The sequence below is a fragment of the Archangium violaceum genome, assembly GCF_016859125.1.
GTDB classification, from domain to species: domain Bacteria; phylum Myxococcota; class Myxococcia; order Myxococcales; family Myxococcaceae; genus Archangium; species Archangium violaceum_A.
On the sequence record NZ_CP069338.1, the window covers coordinates 2,302,279 to 2,316,071 of the forward strand.

Sequence of the window (13,793 nt, forward strand, 5' to 3'; positions counted from 1 at the left end):
TGTCCTTCAACACGGAAAAGCAGCCCGCCTGGAGTTCGCCAGCCGCGCTGGAAGAGGGACGGCGAAGGCACCGTCAATCGAAGCGATTCTGCCGCTGCGTGTCCCGCATGAAGGCATAGACGAGCAGCGAGCACAGGATGCAGCCGCTCACGTACCAGAAGAACCAGCTCTCGTGGCCCCGCAGCTTGAGCCACGTGCCCAGGTACTCGGCCGTCCCGCCGAAGATGGACACGGTGAGCGCATAGGGCAGACCCACGCCCAGGGCGCGGATGCTCGCGGGGAAGAGCTCGGCCTTCACCACGGCGTTGATGGAGGTGTAGCCCGAGACGATGACGAGCGCCGCCAGCACCAGCAGGAAGGCCGTGAAGGCATCCCGCGTCCGCGTGAGGGCCGTCAGCAGCGGCACGGTGCACAGCGTGCCCATGACACCGAACCACATCAGCACGGGCCTGCGGCCCACCTTGTCGGAGATGAGGCCGAACACCGGCTGCAACAGCATGTAGATGAACAGGCTCGACACCGAGATGAGCGTGGACTGGTCCCTCGACAGGCCCACCGAGTTCACCAGGAACTTCTGCATGTAGACGGTGTACGTGTAGAAGGCGAGCGTGCCGCCCATGGTGAGCCCCACCACGAGGGCGATCTCCTTCGGGTGCCGCAACAGCTCGCGCATGGGCCGGTGCGCCGTCTTCCGGGCCGCCTCCGCCTGGAAGGCCTCCGTCTCCACCATGTTGCGCCGCATGTAGAAGCCGAAGACGGCCAGCGCCGCGCCACATAGGAAGGGGATGCGCCAACCCCACGCCTCGAGCTGCGGCCCGGTGAGCACCAGGCGCTGCAACACCAGCAGCGTCATCGTCGCGAGCAACTGGCCCATGATGAGCGTGACGTACTGGAAGGAGCTGTAGAAGCCGCGGTGGCGCGAGGTGGCGACCTCGCTGAGGTAGGTGGCGCTGGTGCCGTACTCGCCGCCGAGCGAGAGCCCCTGGAGCAACCGGGCCAGGATGAGCACCACGGGCGCCAGCACGCCGATGCGCTCGTACGTCGGGCACAGGGCGATGATGAGGGACCCCAGGCACATCAGCGTGACGGACAGCGACAGCGCGGCGCGGCGCCCCCGAAGGTCCGCGTACATGCCCATCACCCAGCCGCCGATCGGCCGGATGAGGAAGCCGAGAGCGAAGACCGCGGCCGTGTTGAGCTGCTCGATGATGGGGTTGTCGCTCGGGAAGAACGACTTCGCGAAGTACAGCGAGAAGGCCGAGTAGATGTAGAAGTCGTACCACTCGATCAGGTTGCCAACCGAGCCGCCGAAGATGGAGGTCAACCGCTGCCGCAGGCCGCGCTCGGCGGTGGCGACCCCTGGCAGCGCGGCGGACGAGGATTCGAAGCTGGACGAAGTCACGGACGCATCATGCCCGAGGAGCAGGCGGCCTGCCTTCGTTCCGGTCCGTGCCAATCGGCCCCAGCGTGCCCATGTTCGATGGAAACACTTTCCTGGGGAGGCGGGGCGATGAACCAGCAGAACCCGGACGACAAGCAGGGGACCCGGCAGGGCACGGGCGAGAACGAGAACGAGAACGAGCAGATCCGCCACAAGGGAGGCGGGCGTTCGAACTCCGAGGAGAAGCAGTCCGGCCCTCAGCCCGAGGGCAACGGTGGCACGGGCCAGCCCGCGGCGTTCCCACCGCACAACTGAACCCGGGCGCGGGAGAAGACCATGTCTTCGGAGTGGGCGCAGGAGGCCGAGCGTCAGGCCAGGGCCATCACGAGGGATCTCGTGGAAGTGGGCAAGGTGAAGGGTTTCCGCGTGCTGTACCAGAAGCGGGAGGCGAGGTTCGTCCTCAGGGCAAGGACGACGACGGCCTACTTCTCCGCCCACGACTACCAGACACCGAAGGGCATGGACTGGCTCCAGCTACGCATCGACATCCTCACGCGGGTCCGGCGAGGGATGTTGCAGGACGCACAGGAGGAATCCGCTCCCGCCCCTTGAGGATATCCCCTCTCCCCCTGGGAGAGGGGAAATTGCCTGAGGGGATTGAGGGGCTCGGTGACGATCTCGACGTCTCGCGCGAGTCATCGCGCTCGACGTGGGTCTCGACGCGCTCCAGAGCCCCCTACGAGTGGGAGACGTCGGCGTGGAAGGTGTGCCCACCCACGTGAAGGACCTGGCGGAACTCGCCCCGCTGCTCGGTCTGGCTCTCGATGCTCATGGTCTCACGCCGCCTGCTCGGCGCCCTGCTGCGCCTTGACCGCCTGGATCTCCAGGGTGATTTCCACCTTCTCGCCCACGAGGACGCCGCCGGTCTCCAGCGCCTGATTCCACTTCAGACCGAAGTCGCGGCGATCCACCGAGGTCTTCGCCTCGAAGGCCGCCTTGACGTTGCCCCAGGGATCCTTGCCGATGCCGAGCTGCTCGGCCTCGAGCACCACCTCGCGGGTGACGTCACGGAGGGTCAGGTTCCCCGTCACCCGGAGGCCGTTGCCCGAGGACTTCTCCACCTTCGTGCTCTGGAAGGTGATGGTCGGGAACTTCTCCACGTCGAAGAAGTCTGCCGAGCGCAGGTGGGTGTCACGCTGCTCGACACCGGTGTCGATGCTCGCCGTCTCGATGCGGACGGAGACCGACGAGGCGGAGATGTCCTGCTCGTCCAGCGACACCGTCCCGCTGTACGTCCGGAAGCTTCCGCGCACCTTCGCGATGACCATGTGGCGGACGGAGAAGTGGATGCCGGAGTGCGTCGTGTCGATGTTCCAGATTGCGTTGGCCATGTTCGTCTTCCTTTTCGGTGCGGCGTGTTTGATGTGCTGAAGGTAGCGGCGAGCGGTGGCCTTGATTAGATGGGGCGGACTGGAAGAACTGTTCCACTCATGGAACAACGCCGGGCCAGGAACCGACATCGACATGGACCTCAACGAACTCCTCGTCTTCGCCAAGGTGGTGCAGGCCGGCAGCTTCACGGTGGCGGCGCGCGGGCTGCGAATGCCCAAGTCCACCGTCAGCCGGAAGGTGTCCGAGCTCGAGGAGCGGGTCGGCGCGCAACTGCTGCAGCGCACGACGCGCAAGCTGAACCTGACGGAGGTGGGACGGGCCTACTACGAGCACTGCGCGCGCATCGTGGCCGAGGCGGAGCAGGCCGAGCTCGCCGTCACGCGCATGCAGTCCGCGCCTCACGGGCTGCTCCGTGTGACGGCACCGCTCACCTTCAGCTTCCTCGGACCGATCGTCGCGGGGTTCATGAAGCGCTACCCCGAGGTGCAGCTCGAGATGGTGTGCACGGACCGCTCGGTCGACCTGGTGGAGGAGGGATTCGATCTGGCCGTGCGCGCGGGACGGATGGCCGACTCGTCGCTCGTCGCCCGCCGGCTCGGGAACATCGAGCGCATCGTCATGGCGGCCCCGAGCTACCTCGAGGAGCGGGGAACACCCAGGTCACCCAAGGACCTCGAGAAGCACGACTGCCTCTTGTTTGGCGCGGGGCAGGTGGGGAACGTCTGGACCCTGTACTCCGGAAACAAGTCGGTCGAGGTCTCGGTCCGTGCGCGCCTCGTCGTGAACGAGCCCGACATGTTGGGCTCGGTGACGCTGGCGGGCGCTGGCATCGCGCTCCTCCCCACCCTCGACTACGCCGAGGATGCCTCGGCCGGACGCCTGCGGCGCCTCCTGCCGGACTGGACCTCGTCGGGCGCCCCGGTGCATGCCGTCTACCCGAGCACCCGCCATCATTCCCCCAAGGTGATGGCCTTCGTGGACTTCCTGCGAGAGCGCTGGCCGGCCGCCCCCACGGATTGACCCATCCATGGGACGATGTTTCCCGTCGTCGGCGTCTGGTGCGGACGAGGTCACGTCCCCATGATGGATGTCAGACAAGACGGGAGCCACACATGAGCTGGGACGAGACGATCGAGACGCGGCAACACCCGGAGCTGGAGACCCTCATCGTCTCCCGCACGAGGGACCTCGGCGATGGATTCGAGGTGCGGCGGGCGCTCCCCTCGGCCCGGCGCCGGATGGTGGGGCCCTTCATCTTCCTCGACCAGATGGGGCCCACGGTGTTCAACGCGGGCAAGGGGCTCGACGTACGGCCGCACCCTCATATCGGCCTGGCCACCGTCACCTACCTCTTCGATGGAGAAATCCTCCACCGCGACAGCCTCGGGGTGGTGCAGCCCATCCGGCCCGGCGAGGTGAACTGGATGACGGCGGGGCAAGGCATCGTCCACTCCGAGCGCACGGCCCCCGAGACGCGGGCAGCGGGCGGGCCGGTCTTCGGCCTCCAGGCCTGGGTGGCGCTCCCGAAGAAGCACGAGGAGACCCGGCCCACCTTCGTCCACCATGCCGCCGACACCATGCCCTTCCTCGAGGGAGACGGCGTGCGCATGCACCTCATCGCGGGAGCGCTCTATGGGAAGCGCTCGCCCGTGCAGACACTCTCGGACCTGTTCTACGCGGACACGGCCCTGGAGGCGGGCGCGGGGCTGGTGCTCCCGGCCGAGCACGAGGAGCGCGCGCTCTACCTCACGGAAGGCACGGTGGAGATCGACGGCATCGAGTTCAACCCGGGTGAGCTCCTCGTCTTCCGGCCGGGAAGCGAGATTGGCATCCAGGCCTCCACGAAGGCGCGGATGATGCTGCTCGGCGGCGAGCCGATGGATGGGCCGCGCTACATCTTCTGGAACTTCGTCTCGAGCTCGAAGGAGCGGTTGGAGGAGGCGAAGGCGGACTGGAAGGCGGGGCGCTTCGCGCGGGTACCGCAGGAGACGGAGTTCATCCCGCTGCCCGAGGACCCCGCCCCCGTGCGCTACCCGTAGGTATCCCCGCTCCCTCTGGGAGGGGGGAGCTCACGTCTTCAAGATGAACCGCACCGCGTCGGAGATCGCCGCCACGAGCCCCATCTCCTGAATGGCTCGCAGCTCGCCCCCATCGAGCCACACGCCCGAGCACCTTTCACAGACGTCGAGCAGGACGTGCCGGTCGCGCTCGCTTTGAACCTTCTTCATGAGCCCTCGGGGGCGGCACCGTGGACAGGCCACCTCGCGGTTCTGGAGCTCCTCGGACGGCAGCTTGCGCCACTCGAAGAGCCGCACGTTCACGGTCGACTCCAAGCGCCGGAGGGACTCCCCCTCGAGCCAATGGCCTTCGCATTGAGGGCACTGCTCCGCGTCCACATCCTCCGGACGCACCCGGCTCATCACCTTGTCGCAACGTGGGCAGTTCATTCCACCGCCTACGGTAGCAGCTCAGATCCAGAAGACGATGTCGCGCTCCTCGTCGCTGGGGCCGGGGCCGTGTCCACCCTCGCGCAGCCAACGCCGGTAGGACTCGATGTCCGAGTGGAGCAGATCCGCCTCGGTGCCGGTGAAGACGCCTCCGCCGGGGCCGTTGAGGAGCCCCTCGCGCTGCACCTTCATGATGTCCACGTCCTGGAGGATGACCTGCGTGGTGTACCACTTCACCAGCGGCTTGAGCGCGCGGGCCACCAGCGAGCGAGGCAGGTCATATGGGAGCCGATAGCTGATGGCCGTGTAGACGAGGCTGTCCGTGGGGCCAATGGGCGTCACCTGCGAGTTGATGGCGAAGCCGCTGCGCTCGCCCCACATGTAATCCACGCGGGTGATGTTCGGGACGAAGTAGTGGTCCGTGTGGACCATGGCCTCCCCGCCCGGGTTGAAGATGCGGCCCAGGCCCGTGACGGAGTCCTCCCCCTGCTTGTAGGTGACGAGCACGCTGCCCTCCGAGCGCTTCACGGTCGCGGGCACCCGCTTGCGCGCCACGCGGCGGAACCACCCCTCGTGGACGAAGACGGTGTGCGGCACGTCCATGAAGTTCTCCACGAGGTTCGTCACCCCGTTGGGGAAGCGCGTCACCATGAAGTACACGGTCCACTTCGGGTCGTCCCAGTACGGCACGCGGAAGGCGGGGCGGCGGGCCCGCTTCGCGTCTCCTCCCATGAAGACGAAGACGAGCCCGTCCTGCTCCAGCGTGTCGAAGCGCTGCAGCTTCCCGAGGTCGCACGGACGCACCTGGAGGCCCGCGCTCGAGTGGCCCCGTGCATCGAGCACCTCGCCGCATTGCCTGGGTCCGAGCGAGGGCACCTCCACCACCGCGCCCGAGGCGTCATATACCCAGCCGTGGTACGGGCAGCCGATGCGGCCGTGGAAGACGGCTCCGGCGGACAGGCGCGCGTTGCGGTGCAGGCAGCGGTCGCGCAGGGCCACGGGCCGGCCGTGCTCGTCGCGGAAGAGGACGACGTTCGTCCCGAAGAGGGTGCGTGCTAGCGGCTTGCCCGGGGTGAGTTCGGTGGAGAGGCAGGCCACGTACCAGAAGTCCTTGAGGGCGCCGCAGCGGGTGAGCTCGGCCTCGGCCTCGAGGTCCACGGCGGGCGTCGTGACGAGCGCGAGGTTCTCGGCGTCGTTCGGGTTCCTCATGGGTGCTTCGTTCCTCGCTGGGAGAACCAGGCGGTCCAGCCTGCCTGGCGATGAAGGTCCGTGGGCTTGATGTCCCCGGCACGTTGGCCGAGCGCGATACAGCGGGCCTCGTAGCGGCGCGTCCCCTCGGTGACACGGATGGCGCGCACGGGCCCGAGCTGACCGAGCTCGCGGGCATAGCGGTAGTGGAAGCCCTCGCGCAGGGCACGATCGAGGGCGTGGGCGGCCTCCTCGAGGCGCGCGTCGCTCGCGTCGGTCTCGAGGAAGAGCCGGTAGGCCGGAGGCGCGAGGGGCTCCCACTCGGGAGCCACCATGGCGAAGGCAGGACGCTGGCCGCCGAGCACACCGGGCAGCAGGGACTCGAGCACGGTGGACACTCGGGTGGCGGCGAGCTTCTCGCCGACGAGGTCACTCACGGAGTCGGCGCGGCCCATGAAACGCAGACAGGGCGTGGCGTGGTGGAAGCCCTCGACACGGACGAGGTCACCGATTCGGTAACGCAGCAGGCCGCCGGAGGTGGACAGGAGCACGGAGTAGGTGCGCCCCACCTCGAGCTCGTGGGCGAGCCGGGGACGCAACCCGGGGTGCTCGGGGTCGAGGAACTCGAAGAAATGACTGCGGACGGCGAGCACGGGGGAGGGGGCACCGAAGAGGGGGAGCGTGACGACGCCCTCGGTGGCGAGCAACCCCTTGCCCTGGACCTCGACGCCGGGGAAGCGGCGGCACGCGGGAGCGACGGAGTGAGCGGCCTGGGCATCGGTCCACATGCTGAGCAGCGCGAGCCGAGGCCAGAGCGCACGCGCCTGAAACCCGGAACGAAGCACCTCGCGAAGCAAGCGAGCGCGCCCGGGCCGGGGCATGAACCGCATCCGAGAGAGAACTCCCTCTCCCTCCGGGAGAGGGCCGGGGTGAGGGTACGCGTCACCGTCCTGCCCACCGAGTCCCCGAGGAGGCCGGCACACCCCACGTTCCAGATCCTCCGCCAGCCGTTCCCCATGCCGCTCCAGTGCCTCCATGAGCAACGTGAGGAAGCTCGGGTTCCACACGCTCAGGAGCGCGAGATCCTCACACGCCACGAGGAACCACAGCGTCACATACCGGCACGACTCGACATCGGGCAGGTGGGCGACAGCACCTGGCACAGCGAACACACGCGAGAGCAACGGTTGCAGGAAGCGCGGGAAGTACGCCGAGTCCTCCACGCTGCCCACGGGAATGCCCCCGGCGGTGCGCCCCTGCTTGCGCCCGATGGGCGAGATGGACCAGTAGCTCGGCCCCTCGCGGACGGCGGGGCGCGAGTGGAGCAGGTCGAACAGCATGGGCGCGAGCGCGCGGTGGAACTCGTCGAGCAGCCCCCGGGTGACGGGGACGTACTTGGACGCCCCCGAGGAACCTCCCGAGGGCTCGAAGCGAACCACGGGCTCGCGGGTGAGGACGCGTGGCGTGCCCGCCTCGAGGGCCTCGAGGTCCTCGAGCACCGAGTCCGGCGTGGAGATGGGCACGGCGTCCTGGAACTCGCGCGCCGTGCGGATGAGGGAGAAGCCCGGGGTCCTCGTGGACTGTGTGGTGTCTCGCGTGGCCCGGAGGATGCGTGACAGGCACTCGGACTGGGCTTGTTCGGGACGGGTGAGCGCCCGATGGAACAGGAGCGCTGACGGAGCCTGGGCCGCCATGAGGCCAGAGAGCATCCGGCGCGCGGTCAGCATGGGTTCAACCCGGGGCCCTCGTTACCCTCACCCCGTCCCTCTCCCGGAGGGAGAGGGGAAAGGACCGGCGTCCATCTCATGCCCCCTCCCTCACACCGATCAGCTTCAGGCCCCGGCGCGTCCACAGGCGGAGTTGCTTCATCGTCAGCTCCGTCAGGGCCCACAGCAGATCCCTCGCGCGGATCTCCGCCAGGCACACCAACTCCTCCCCGTCCACGTGTCCGGGGTTGCTCCTCGCGAAGAAGGCGATGTCCGGATGCGCCGCCGCCTTCCGATCGATCGGCGACACGCCATCCCTCACCCGGTAGTGCGCGCCCGTGAAGCGCACCGTCCCGCGTCCCGTATCGTACTGCGCCCCGAACCAGCGCCCGGCCAGCGAGCGCAGGAACGACACGCGCTCCGACGGCGCCTCCCAGTCGTGGCGCGGCACCGTGCGTGGGAAGTGGTTCACCGCCAGCAGGTACGTCTTGTAGCCCGCGCTCAGCAGCAGCCACAGCAGCGGTCGCATCGGGCGGCGCAGCTTGCGCGCGAGCATGAAGCGCCCGAAGCGCACCTGCAGTTCCTTCTGTCCCCAGTAGTCCGGGTGGATGACGGTGTCTCCCGAGAAGACGACCTCCACCTCCCGGCCCTCCACCTGCTCCTCGGCGACGCGCAGGGTGCTGAAGCCCACCAGCTCGCCCGAGCGCCTCGCGGACAGGAGAATCACATACTGCTTCTCGGCCAGGTCCCTCGTGAAGCGCTCGGCGCTGACGCCCGCGTAGCACACCTGCATCAACGCGAGCATCTGCGCGCGCTGCCGCTCGGTGAGCGACTCGCACGGGACGGTGGCACCCTTCAAGGCGGAGAACATCGGCGTCCCTAGTGGCTGCCCCGCAGGTCCGCGGTGACGGCGCCCTGACGGATGACGTGGTAGCGATCGGCCTCGAGTTGCATGCTCCGCACCTCACCGCCGTACCAGTGGACGGTGGCCGTCACGGGGCCCGCGTGGCGGCCGAGCCCGAAGTGCAGGCGAGGATCCGCCGAGGCGCTCAGTCCTCCCATCAGCCCTACCTCCCGCACCTGCTCCACGCGCCGGCCGCCCTCCTCGTAGGACACGACGACACGCGAGCCCAGGGCGCTCCGGGCCGTGTGCTGCCCGTCGCCCACGAGCGAGAGGCCCACGAAGTGCGCCGCGTCCCGGCCCGCCCCGTCGCGCAGCGAGTTGCGGTAGACGGACACGGGCCCGTGCTGGTTGGTGATGACCGCATCCAGGTCACCGTCGTTGTCCAGGTCCGCGAGCAGCACGCCGCGCGAGTTGTCCGGGTCGTCCAGGCCCAGCTCCTTCGCCACGTCCACGAAGTGCCCGGGGTCCTCGTCTCCGAGGTTCAAATACGCGCGCCGGGCCTCGTTCGGGTAGACGGTGCGCCCGCGGATGTCGCCCCACTTGTCCGCGTAGGTGTGCACCTCGGGGCCGGACTGCATCAGCTTGTGATTGACGTACCAGTAGTCCTTGCGGCCCGAGTCGTACAGGTGGTCCAGCCGGTCATCGATGTGGCCATTGGCCTGCACGATGTCGGGCCACCCGTCGTTGTCGAGGTCCCCCGCCGCCGCGCCCCAGCCGAAGCGCCGCTCGTTGAGCGCGCCGCGGAAGGTGGCCTCGTCCTTGAACTCGGGGATGAACGGCTCCTTCCCCCGCGACATCATCCACAAGAGGCTGCCTTCCGCCTGCAGCGAGTGGTGCACGTTGGAGACGTAGACATCCAGCCACCCATTGCGGTCGAAGTCCGCCACGCTGGCGTTCATCCCCTTGTACGTGTCCTTTCCAATCTCCCCGAAGAGCTTCCCCACGACGCGGCGGAAGTGCTTGCCCTGCTCGTTGAGGTAGACCTCGTCCGGGCCGAAGTCGTTGGCGATGTACAGGTCCGTCCAGCCGTCCTGGTTCAGGTCCACCGTGCTGACGGCGAGCGACCACCGTGTCTCCTTCAGCCCCATCGCCACGGAGTCCAGCTTCTCGAAGGTGCCATCCCCCCGGGCGCGGTAGAGCACGTTGAGGCCGCCGTTATCGGCGTCGTGCCAGCCGTTGTGCATGAAGCGGAGCATGCGCCGGTCTCCGGGGTACTCGGGCGGCGGAAGCCGGAAGAAGTTGAATGGCGTGGGCGTGGCGTAGTCCGGCAGGTGCGTGGTGAGGGCATTGGCCACGAAGAGGTCCAGGTGCCCGTCGCGATCGAAGTCGAGCATCGTCACGGCGATGCTCACCGAGTGGTCCCCCACCCCCGCCTGGGAGGTGACGTCCTCGAAGGAGGCGGTGCCCGTCTCGCGCAGCAGGTTGCGCAGCAGCTTCGACGGCCCGAAGGCCACGGCGATGGCCAGGTCCTGGTCCCCGTCGCCATCGTAGTCCACGAAGGTGCCTCCGGCGGCGGCGCCCTCGGTGGTGTAGCTCGCGGCGATGTGCTCCAGGGCGGGCACCCGCACGCGCTCGAAGCGGAGGTCACCCAGGTTGCGGTAGAGCGCCGCGCGGTACGCGTCCGACTTGAGCGCGTTCGCGAGGAAGAGGTCCAGCTTCCCGTCGCCGTCAAAGTCCCCGGTGGCCACCGCGTCGCCCACGCTCAGCACCCACTTGGACACGTGCAGCACGCGTGGGTCCACGTGCGTCAGCACATCCCCCATGGTGGAGCCGAGCCCCGTGTGCGAGGCCTCCATCCGCTCCATGTGGAAGGGCAGCGGCCGGGACATCGCCGCGGGTGCCACGACGAGGAAGTAGCCCCCGGCCAGCGCGGCTCCGACTCCGCCCACCGCCGCCAGGCGCTTCAGCGGCCCCGGTGACAACAGGCCCGCGACATACGCGCGAGGTCCGCGCCTCCACAGGGCGCGCCCATGCAGGAAGAGGAAGCGCGCCGTGGCGCACGTGAGCGCCGCGTAGAAGAAGGTGAAGACGCTCTCCTTGAGGTGGAGCACCAGGTCCACCAGCGTGAGCGCGAGCGCGAGCAGCACCTGTGCCTTCGGCGTCCCCGGCGACGTGCCGGGGTCCGTAATCATGTAGAAGGTGAAGATGAAGAAGGCCGGCGCCCCCAGCGTGCCCAGGAAGAGCACCTCGGGCGGCAGGTGGTAGCGCAGGATGTACGCGCGCAGGGCCGTCTGCAGCGCATAGAAGAAGAGGAAGCTCAGCACCAGCCACGTGCGGCCCACGCGGAAGAGGAAGAGCACCAGCGCGGCCATGACGATGAAGGCCGACAGGGCGATCTCCCCGTTGGCCCACTGGTAGGCCGGCGCGGCGGTGATGAGCTCGCGGGTGAAGAGCAGCGAGGTGGCCACGCCGAACATGGACGGGTTGAAGACGTGGCGGCCCTCGAAGGTGAGCACGTACTTGGAGCCGATGGTGAGCCACACCGGCAACAGCAGCAGCCAGCTCGAGTGCGAGTAGTTGAGCAGCAGCGCCAGCGAGCAGCACGAGATGTAGCCACTCAGGGGCACCACCTTCTCGCGGCGCACCAGCCACCCCAACCCCGCGTCCAGCACGCTGCCGCTGACGACGATGGCCGCCATCTGCCACGGGCTGCGGTTGAAGCCGAAGAAGGAGAAGCCCAGCACCCCGTAGAGCGTGAGAATGGCGGCGAAGGGGATGCGCGGATCGCTCCACCGGGGCCACACCCAGCCCCAGCGCTCGACACGGGCGCCCCTGTGCACCACGTTGCCCACCGGCACCGGGTGTGTCACGGCCTGCTCAGCTCTCATGGGATGCGCCTCCGAACGCGCGCCGAGACTGCCGCGCCCCCGCTTCCCTGTCCAGGACGGGCGGGGGGCTTGCATGTCCCCCCGGGTGCCTGCCCACCATCTCGATGATGTCCACGTCTTCCTCCCCTTGCGAGGCCCCGGTTGCAAACTCCGAGCACACCCTCCCCCTTCGCGCCCCCGTGCCGAAGGAGCTGCTCGCGCGCGCCACCCTGCCGGGACTGGCTCGGCTCGCCGTCACGCAGTGGGGATGGATGGGGTTGTGCTGGGCGGGCATGGCCCTGGTCCCCGAGGCGGCTCCGTTGCTCGCGCTGCTCGTCGCCGGCCGGCTGCACGCGCTCGGCGTCATCCTCCACGACGCCATCCACCTGCCCTGGCGCCACAAGGGCCCCGGCCTCCGGCTGCTGGAGCTCTTCACCGGCTACCCCGTCGCCACCACGCTCGAGGCCATGCGCTACCACCACCTGCGCCACCACCGCGACGCGGGCCTGCCGGGCGATCCCTACCGCCGTCCTCCCGCGAGCCCCTGGCGCCAGCTGCTCGTGTGGCTGCGCGTCTGCCCCATCCTCCCTTTCTGGGTGCTGCGCGGACCGCTCGGGTTGCTCGCGTGGATGCTGCCTCCGCTGCGCACCCCCTACGCGCGGCTCTTCCTCCAGGCTCGTTCCGGGAAGGAGCTCACCCACGATGCCGAGGTGCTCGACTGTGCCCGCGCCGAAACCGGCCAGGTCCTCTTCCACCTCGTCGTGCTCGCGGCCGCCCTGCGCTGGCCCACGGCGGTGGGGCTCGGCTATGGGCTGCCCTTCCTGATGGCCTCGGGGCTGTGCGCGTGGCGACTGCTCGCCGAGCACACGCCCCGCTCCGTCCAGGGCCGTACCCCGCACGACGTGCTCGCCTGCACGTCGGACCATGGGCTGGGCCCCGTGGGCCGGCTCCTCACCGCTCCGCTCAACGTGGGCTGTCACGTGGTGCACCACCTGCATCCCCAGGTGTCCCTGCACCACCTGCCCCGCCTGCGCGCCTGGTACCTGCTGCGCTACCCTGAGCTCTACCCCCGCCCGCGTCGTCCTTGATGCTCTCCCCGCTCTCCCGCGTCCTCGTCCTCGCCCTGCTGGGCCTGTCCGTGCTGCTCGGCGTCCTCTTCTGGCGGAAGCAGAACGTGCGGCGCGCCCGCGGCGGCCGCATCTCCCCGCCCAAGCTCGCCTGGCTCCTCTATGCCGTCTTCCTCTGGTTCCTCCTCTGCCCCCTCGTGGCGCTCGACTCCGCCGTGAGTCCGTACCCGCGCGGGGTGCTCGGGAGCTTCGCCGCCTTCATGTGGGTGCGCGGCGTGGCCGAGCTCTACATGCTCTACGTCTCCCACAACTGGCGGCCCCCCTACGGCATCGCCCACGACGTGCTGTGCATCCTCCTCGTGCTCGGCGGCCTCTCCGGGTACGCGCTCCACCACGACGGCCCGCTCTCGCGCATGGACGTGTGGGCGCTGTCGCTCATCGCACTCGTCCTGGTGAGCCTCGTCATCGAGGTGATGTACGCCACCCTCTTCTTCCAGGCCGTGGAGGGACACACCGTGGGAGAAGATGGCATCTGGTTCGCCGACGAGGAGCAGGCCCGCTTCCGCCGCATCAACCGCATCACCTTCGCCTGCAACATCCCCCTGTACGCCGGCCTGGGCGCGCTGCTCGCGGTGGGCCTCGGACTGGGGAGTTAGAAGCCCTTCTTCTCGGGAACTGAAGTGCTGGAACAGCCGTCCAACGTGGCGAAGCTGGATTTCGGGGCCTTATTCCCTTAATCCAGAATGCTGGCTAATGACGAGATTAAAGTAATTTTCTAGTAACATGAAGGTCCGCCCTTAGGGGTCGGCCCCGTGTGGCAAACTCGCAACGTGACGGCAGTGGGGAGGCTCCGGGCATCCCCCACCCGTAGCCCGTCGTCACGGCCGTAACTCCCCCTCCA

The 13,793-nt window shown here is 68.6% G+C and carries 13 protein-coding genes; 6 read left to right on the forward strand and 7 right to left on the reverse strand.

Translation table 11 applies throughout. From position 1 onward, the window contains the following. Nucleotides 1-73: 73 nt before the first annotated feature. Nucleotides 74-1,402: an MFS transporter gene (locus JQX13_RS09925; RefSeq protein WP_239014658.1), complete on the reverse strand. Its 1,329-nt coding sequence runs from the start codon at nt 1,400-1,402 to the stop codon at nt 74-76. A gap of 108 nt (nt 1,403-1,510) precedes the next feature. Here JQX13_RS09925 and JQX13_RS09930 point away from each other — a divergent pair, with 108 nt between their 5' ends. Next, nucleotides 1,511-1,696 (forward strand): hypothetical protein, encoded by a 186-nt coding sequence (locus tag JQX13_RS09930; RefSeq protein WP_203408795.1) that lies wholly within the window; start codon nt 1,511-1,513, stop codon nt 1,694-1,696. 21 nt (nt 1,697-1,717) lie between these two features. Further along, nucleotides 1,718-1,993, forward strand: coding sequence for a hypothetical protein (locus JQX13_RS09935; RefSeq protein WP_203408796.1), 276 nt, complete (start codon nt 1,718-1,720; stop codon nt 1,991-1,993). 224 nt (nt 1,994-2,217) lie between these two features. On the opposite strand, the gene JQX13_RS09940 is transcribed toward JQX13_RS09935, so the two are convergent. Then, a complete protein-coding gene (locus JQX13_RS09940; protein WP_203408797.1) occupies nt 2,218-2,772 on the reverse strand; it encodes a YceI family protein in 555 nt (184 codons plus the stop codon). A 133-nt stretch (nt 2,773-2,905) separates the two neighbouring features. Here JQX13_RS09940 and JQX13_RS09945 point away from each other — a divergent pair, with 133 nt between their 5' ends. Next, nucleotides 2,906-3,793: a LysR family transcriptional regulator gene (locus JQX13_RS09945; RefSeq protein ID WP_203408798.1), complete on the forward strand. Its 888-nt coding sequence runs from the start codon at nt 2,906-2,908 to the stop codon at nt 3,791-3,793. 92 nt (nt 3,794-3,885) lie between these two features. Then, nucleotides 3,886-4,812: a pirin family protein gene (locus JQX13_RS09950; protein ID WP_203408799.1), complete on the forward strand. Its 927-nt coding sequence runs from the start codon at nt 3,886-3,888 to the stop codon at nt 4,810-4,812. 30 nt (nt 4,813-4,842) lie between these two features. Here the strand turns inward: JQX13_RS09950 and JQX13_RS09955 are convergent, their stop codons facing one another. The 5 genes from JQX13_RS09955 to JQX13_RS09975 all read right to left on the reverse strand — a co-directional run bounded on the left by JQX13_RS09955 (nt 4,843) and on the right by JQX13_RS09975 (nt 11,846). Beyond that, complete coding sequence (locus JQX13_RS09955; RefSeq protein ID WP_203411958.1) at nt 4,843-5,220, reverse strand: zf-TFIIB domain-containing protein; 378 nt, start codon at nt 5,218-5,220, stop codon at nt 4,843-4,845. 21 nt (nt 5,221-5,241) lie between these two features. Further along, entirely contained in the window at nt 5,242-6,429 is a 1,188-nt protein-coding gene (locus JQX13_RS09960) for an aromatic ring-hydroxylating oxygenase subunit alpha (protein WP_203408800.1), read from the reverse strand. Further along, nucleotides 6,426-8,135 carry a GH3 auxin-responsive promoter family protein gene (locus JQX13_RS09965; RefSeq protein WP_203408801.1) on the reverse strand — a complete coding sequence of 570 codons (1,710 nt, stop codon included), beginning with the start codon at nt 8,133-8,135 and terminating at the stop codon, nt 6,426-6,428. The genes JQX13_RS09960 and JQX13_RS09965 overlap by 4 nt, the downstream gene beginning before the upstream one ends. Nucleotides 8,136-8,211: 76 nt before the next feature. Further along, on the reverse strand, nt 8,212-8,985 hold the full coding sequence (locus JQX13_RS09970) for a hypothetical protein (RefSeq protein WP_203408802.1): 774 nt from the start codon (nt 8,983-8,985) through the stop codon (nt 8,212-8,214). Between the two features lie 8 nt (nt 8,986-8,993). Further along, nucleotides 8,994-11,846, reverse strand: a complete 2,853-nt coding sequence (locus JQX13_RS09975) for a CRTAC1 family protein (RefSeq protein WP_203408803.1) — start codon at nt 11,844-11,846, stop codon at nt 8,994-8,996. A 179-nt stretch (nt 11,847-12,025) separates the two neighbouring features. Here JQX13_RS09975 and JQX13_RS09980 point away from each other — a divergent pair, with 179 nt between their 5' ends. Further along, nucleotides 12,026-12,913: a fatty acid desaturase family protein gene (locus JQX13_RS09980; protein WP_203408804.1), complete on the forward strand. Its 888-nt coding sequence runs from the start codon at nt 12,026-12,028 to the stop codon at nt 12,911-12,913. Further along, nucleotides 12,913-13,548: a hypothetical protein gene (locus JQX13_RS09985; RefSeq protein ID WP_203408805.1), complete on the forward strand. Its 636-nt coding sequence runs from the start codon at nt 12,913-12,915 to the stop codon at nt 13,546-13,548. Before JQX13_RS09980 ends, JQX13_RS09985 begins: the two co-directional genes overlap by 1 nt. Nucleotides 13,549-13,793: the final 245 nt, after the last annotated feature.

What these genes read in the sequence shown, in the direction of transcription:
- JQX13_RS09930 (WP_203408795.1), top strand. Translation starts at nt 1,511, where the DNA reads ATGAACCAGCAGAACCCGGACGACAAGCAGGGGACCCGGCAGGGCACG.
- JQX13_RS09935 (WP_203408796.1), top strand. Translation starts at nt 1,718, where the DNA reads ATGTCTTCGGAGTGGGCGCAGGAGGCCGAGCGTCAGGCCAGGGCCATC.
- JQX13_RS09940 (WP_203408797.1), bottom strand. Translation starts at nt 2,772, where the DNA reads ATGGCCAACGCAATCTGGAACATCGACACGACGCACTCCGGCATCCAC.
- JQX13_RS09945 (WP_203408798.1), top strand. Translation starts at nt 2,906, where the DNA reads ATGGACCTCAACGAACTCCTCGTCTTCGCCAAGGTGGTGCAGGCCGGC.
- JQX13_RS09950 (WP_203408799.1), top strand. Translation starts at nt 3,886, where the DNA reads ATGAGCTGGGACGAGACGATCGAGACGCGGCAACACCCGGAGCTGGAG.
- JQX13_RS09955 (WP_203411958.1), bottom strand. Translation starts at nt 5,220, where the DNA reads ATGAACTGCCCACGTTGCGACAAGGTGATGAGCCGGGTGCGTCCGGAG.
- JQX13_RS09960 (WP_203408800.1), bottom strand. Translation starts at nt 6,429, where the DNA reads ATGAGGAACCCGAACGACGCCGAGAACCTCGCGCTCGTCACGACGCCC.
- JQX13_RS09965 (WP_203408801.1), bottom strand. Translation starts at nt 8,135, where the DNA reads ATGCTGACCGCGCGCCGGATGCTCTCTGGCCTCATGGCGGCCCAGGCT.
- JQX13_RS09970 (WP_203408802.1), bottom strand. Translation starts at nt 8,985, where the DNA reads ATGTTCTCCGCCTTGAAGGGTGCCACCGTCCCGTGCGAGTCGCTCACC.
- JQX13_RS09975 (WP_203408803.1), bottom strand. Translation starts at nt 11,846, where the DNA reads ATGAGAGCTGAGCAGGCCGTGACACACCCGGTGCCGGTGGGCAACGTG.
- JQX13_RS09985 (WP_203408805.1), top strand. Translation starts at nt 12,913, where the DNA reads ATGCTCTCCCCGCTCTCCCGCGTCCTCGTCCTCGCCCTGCTGGGCCTG.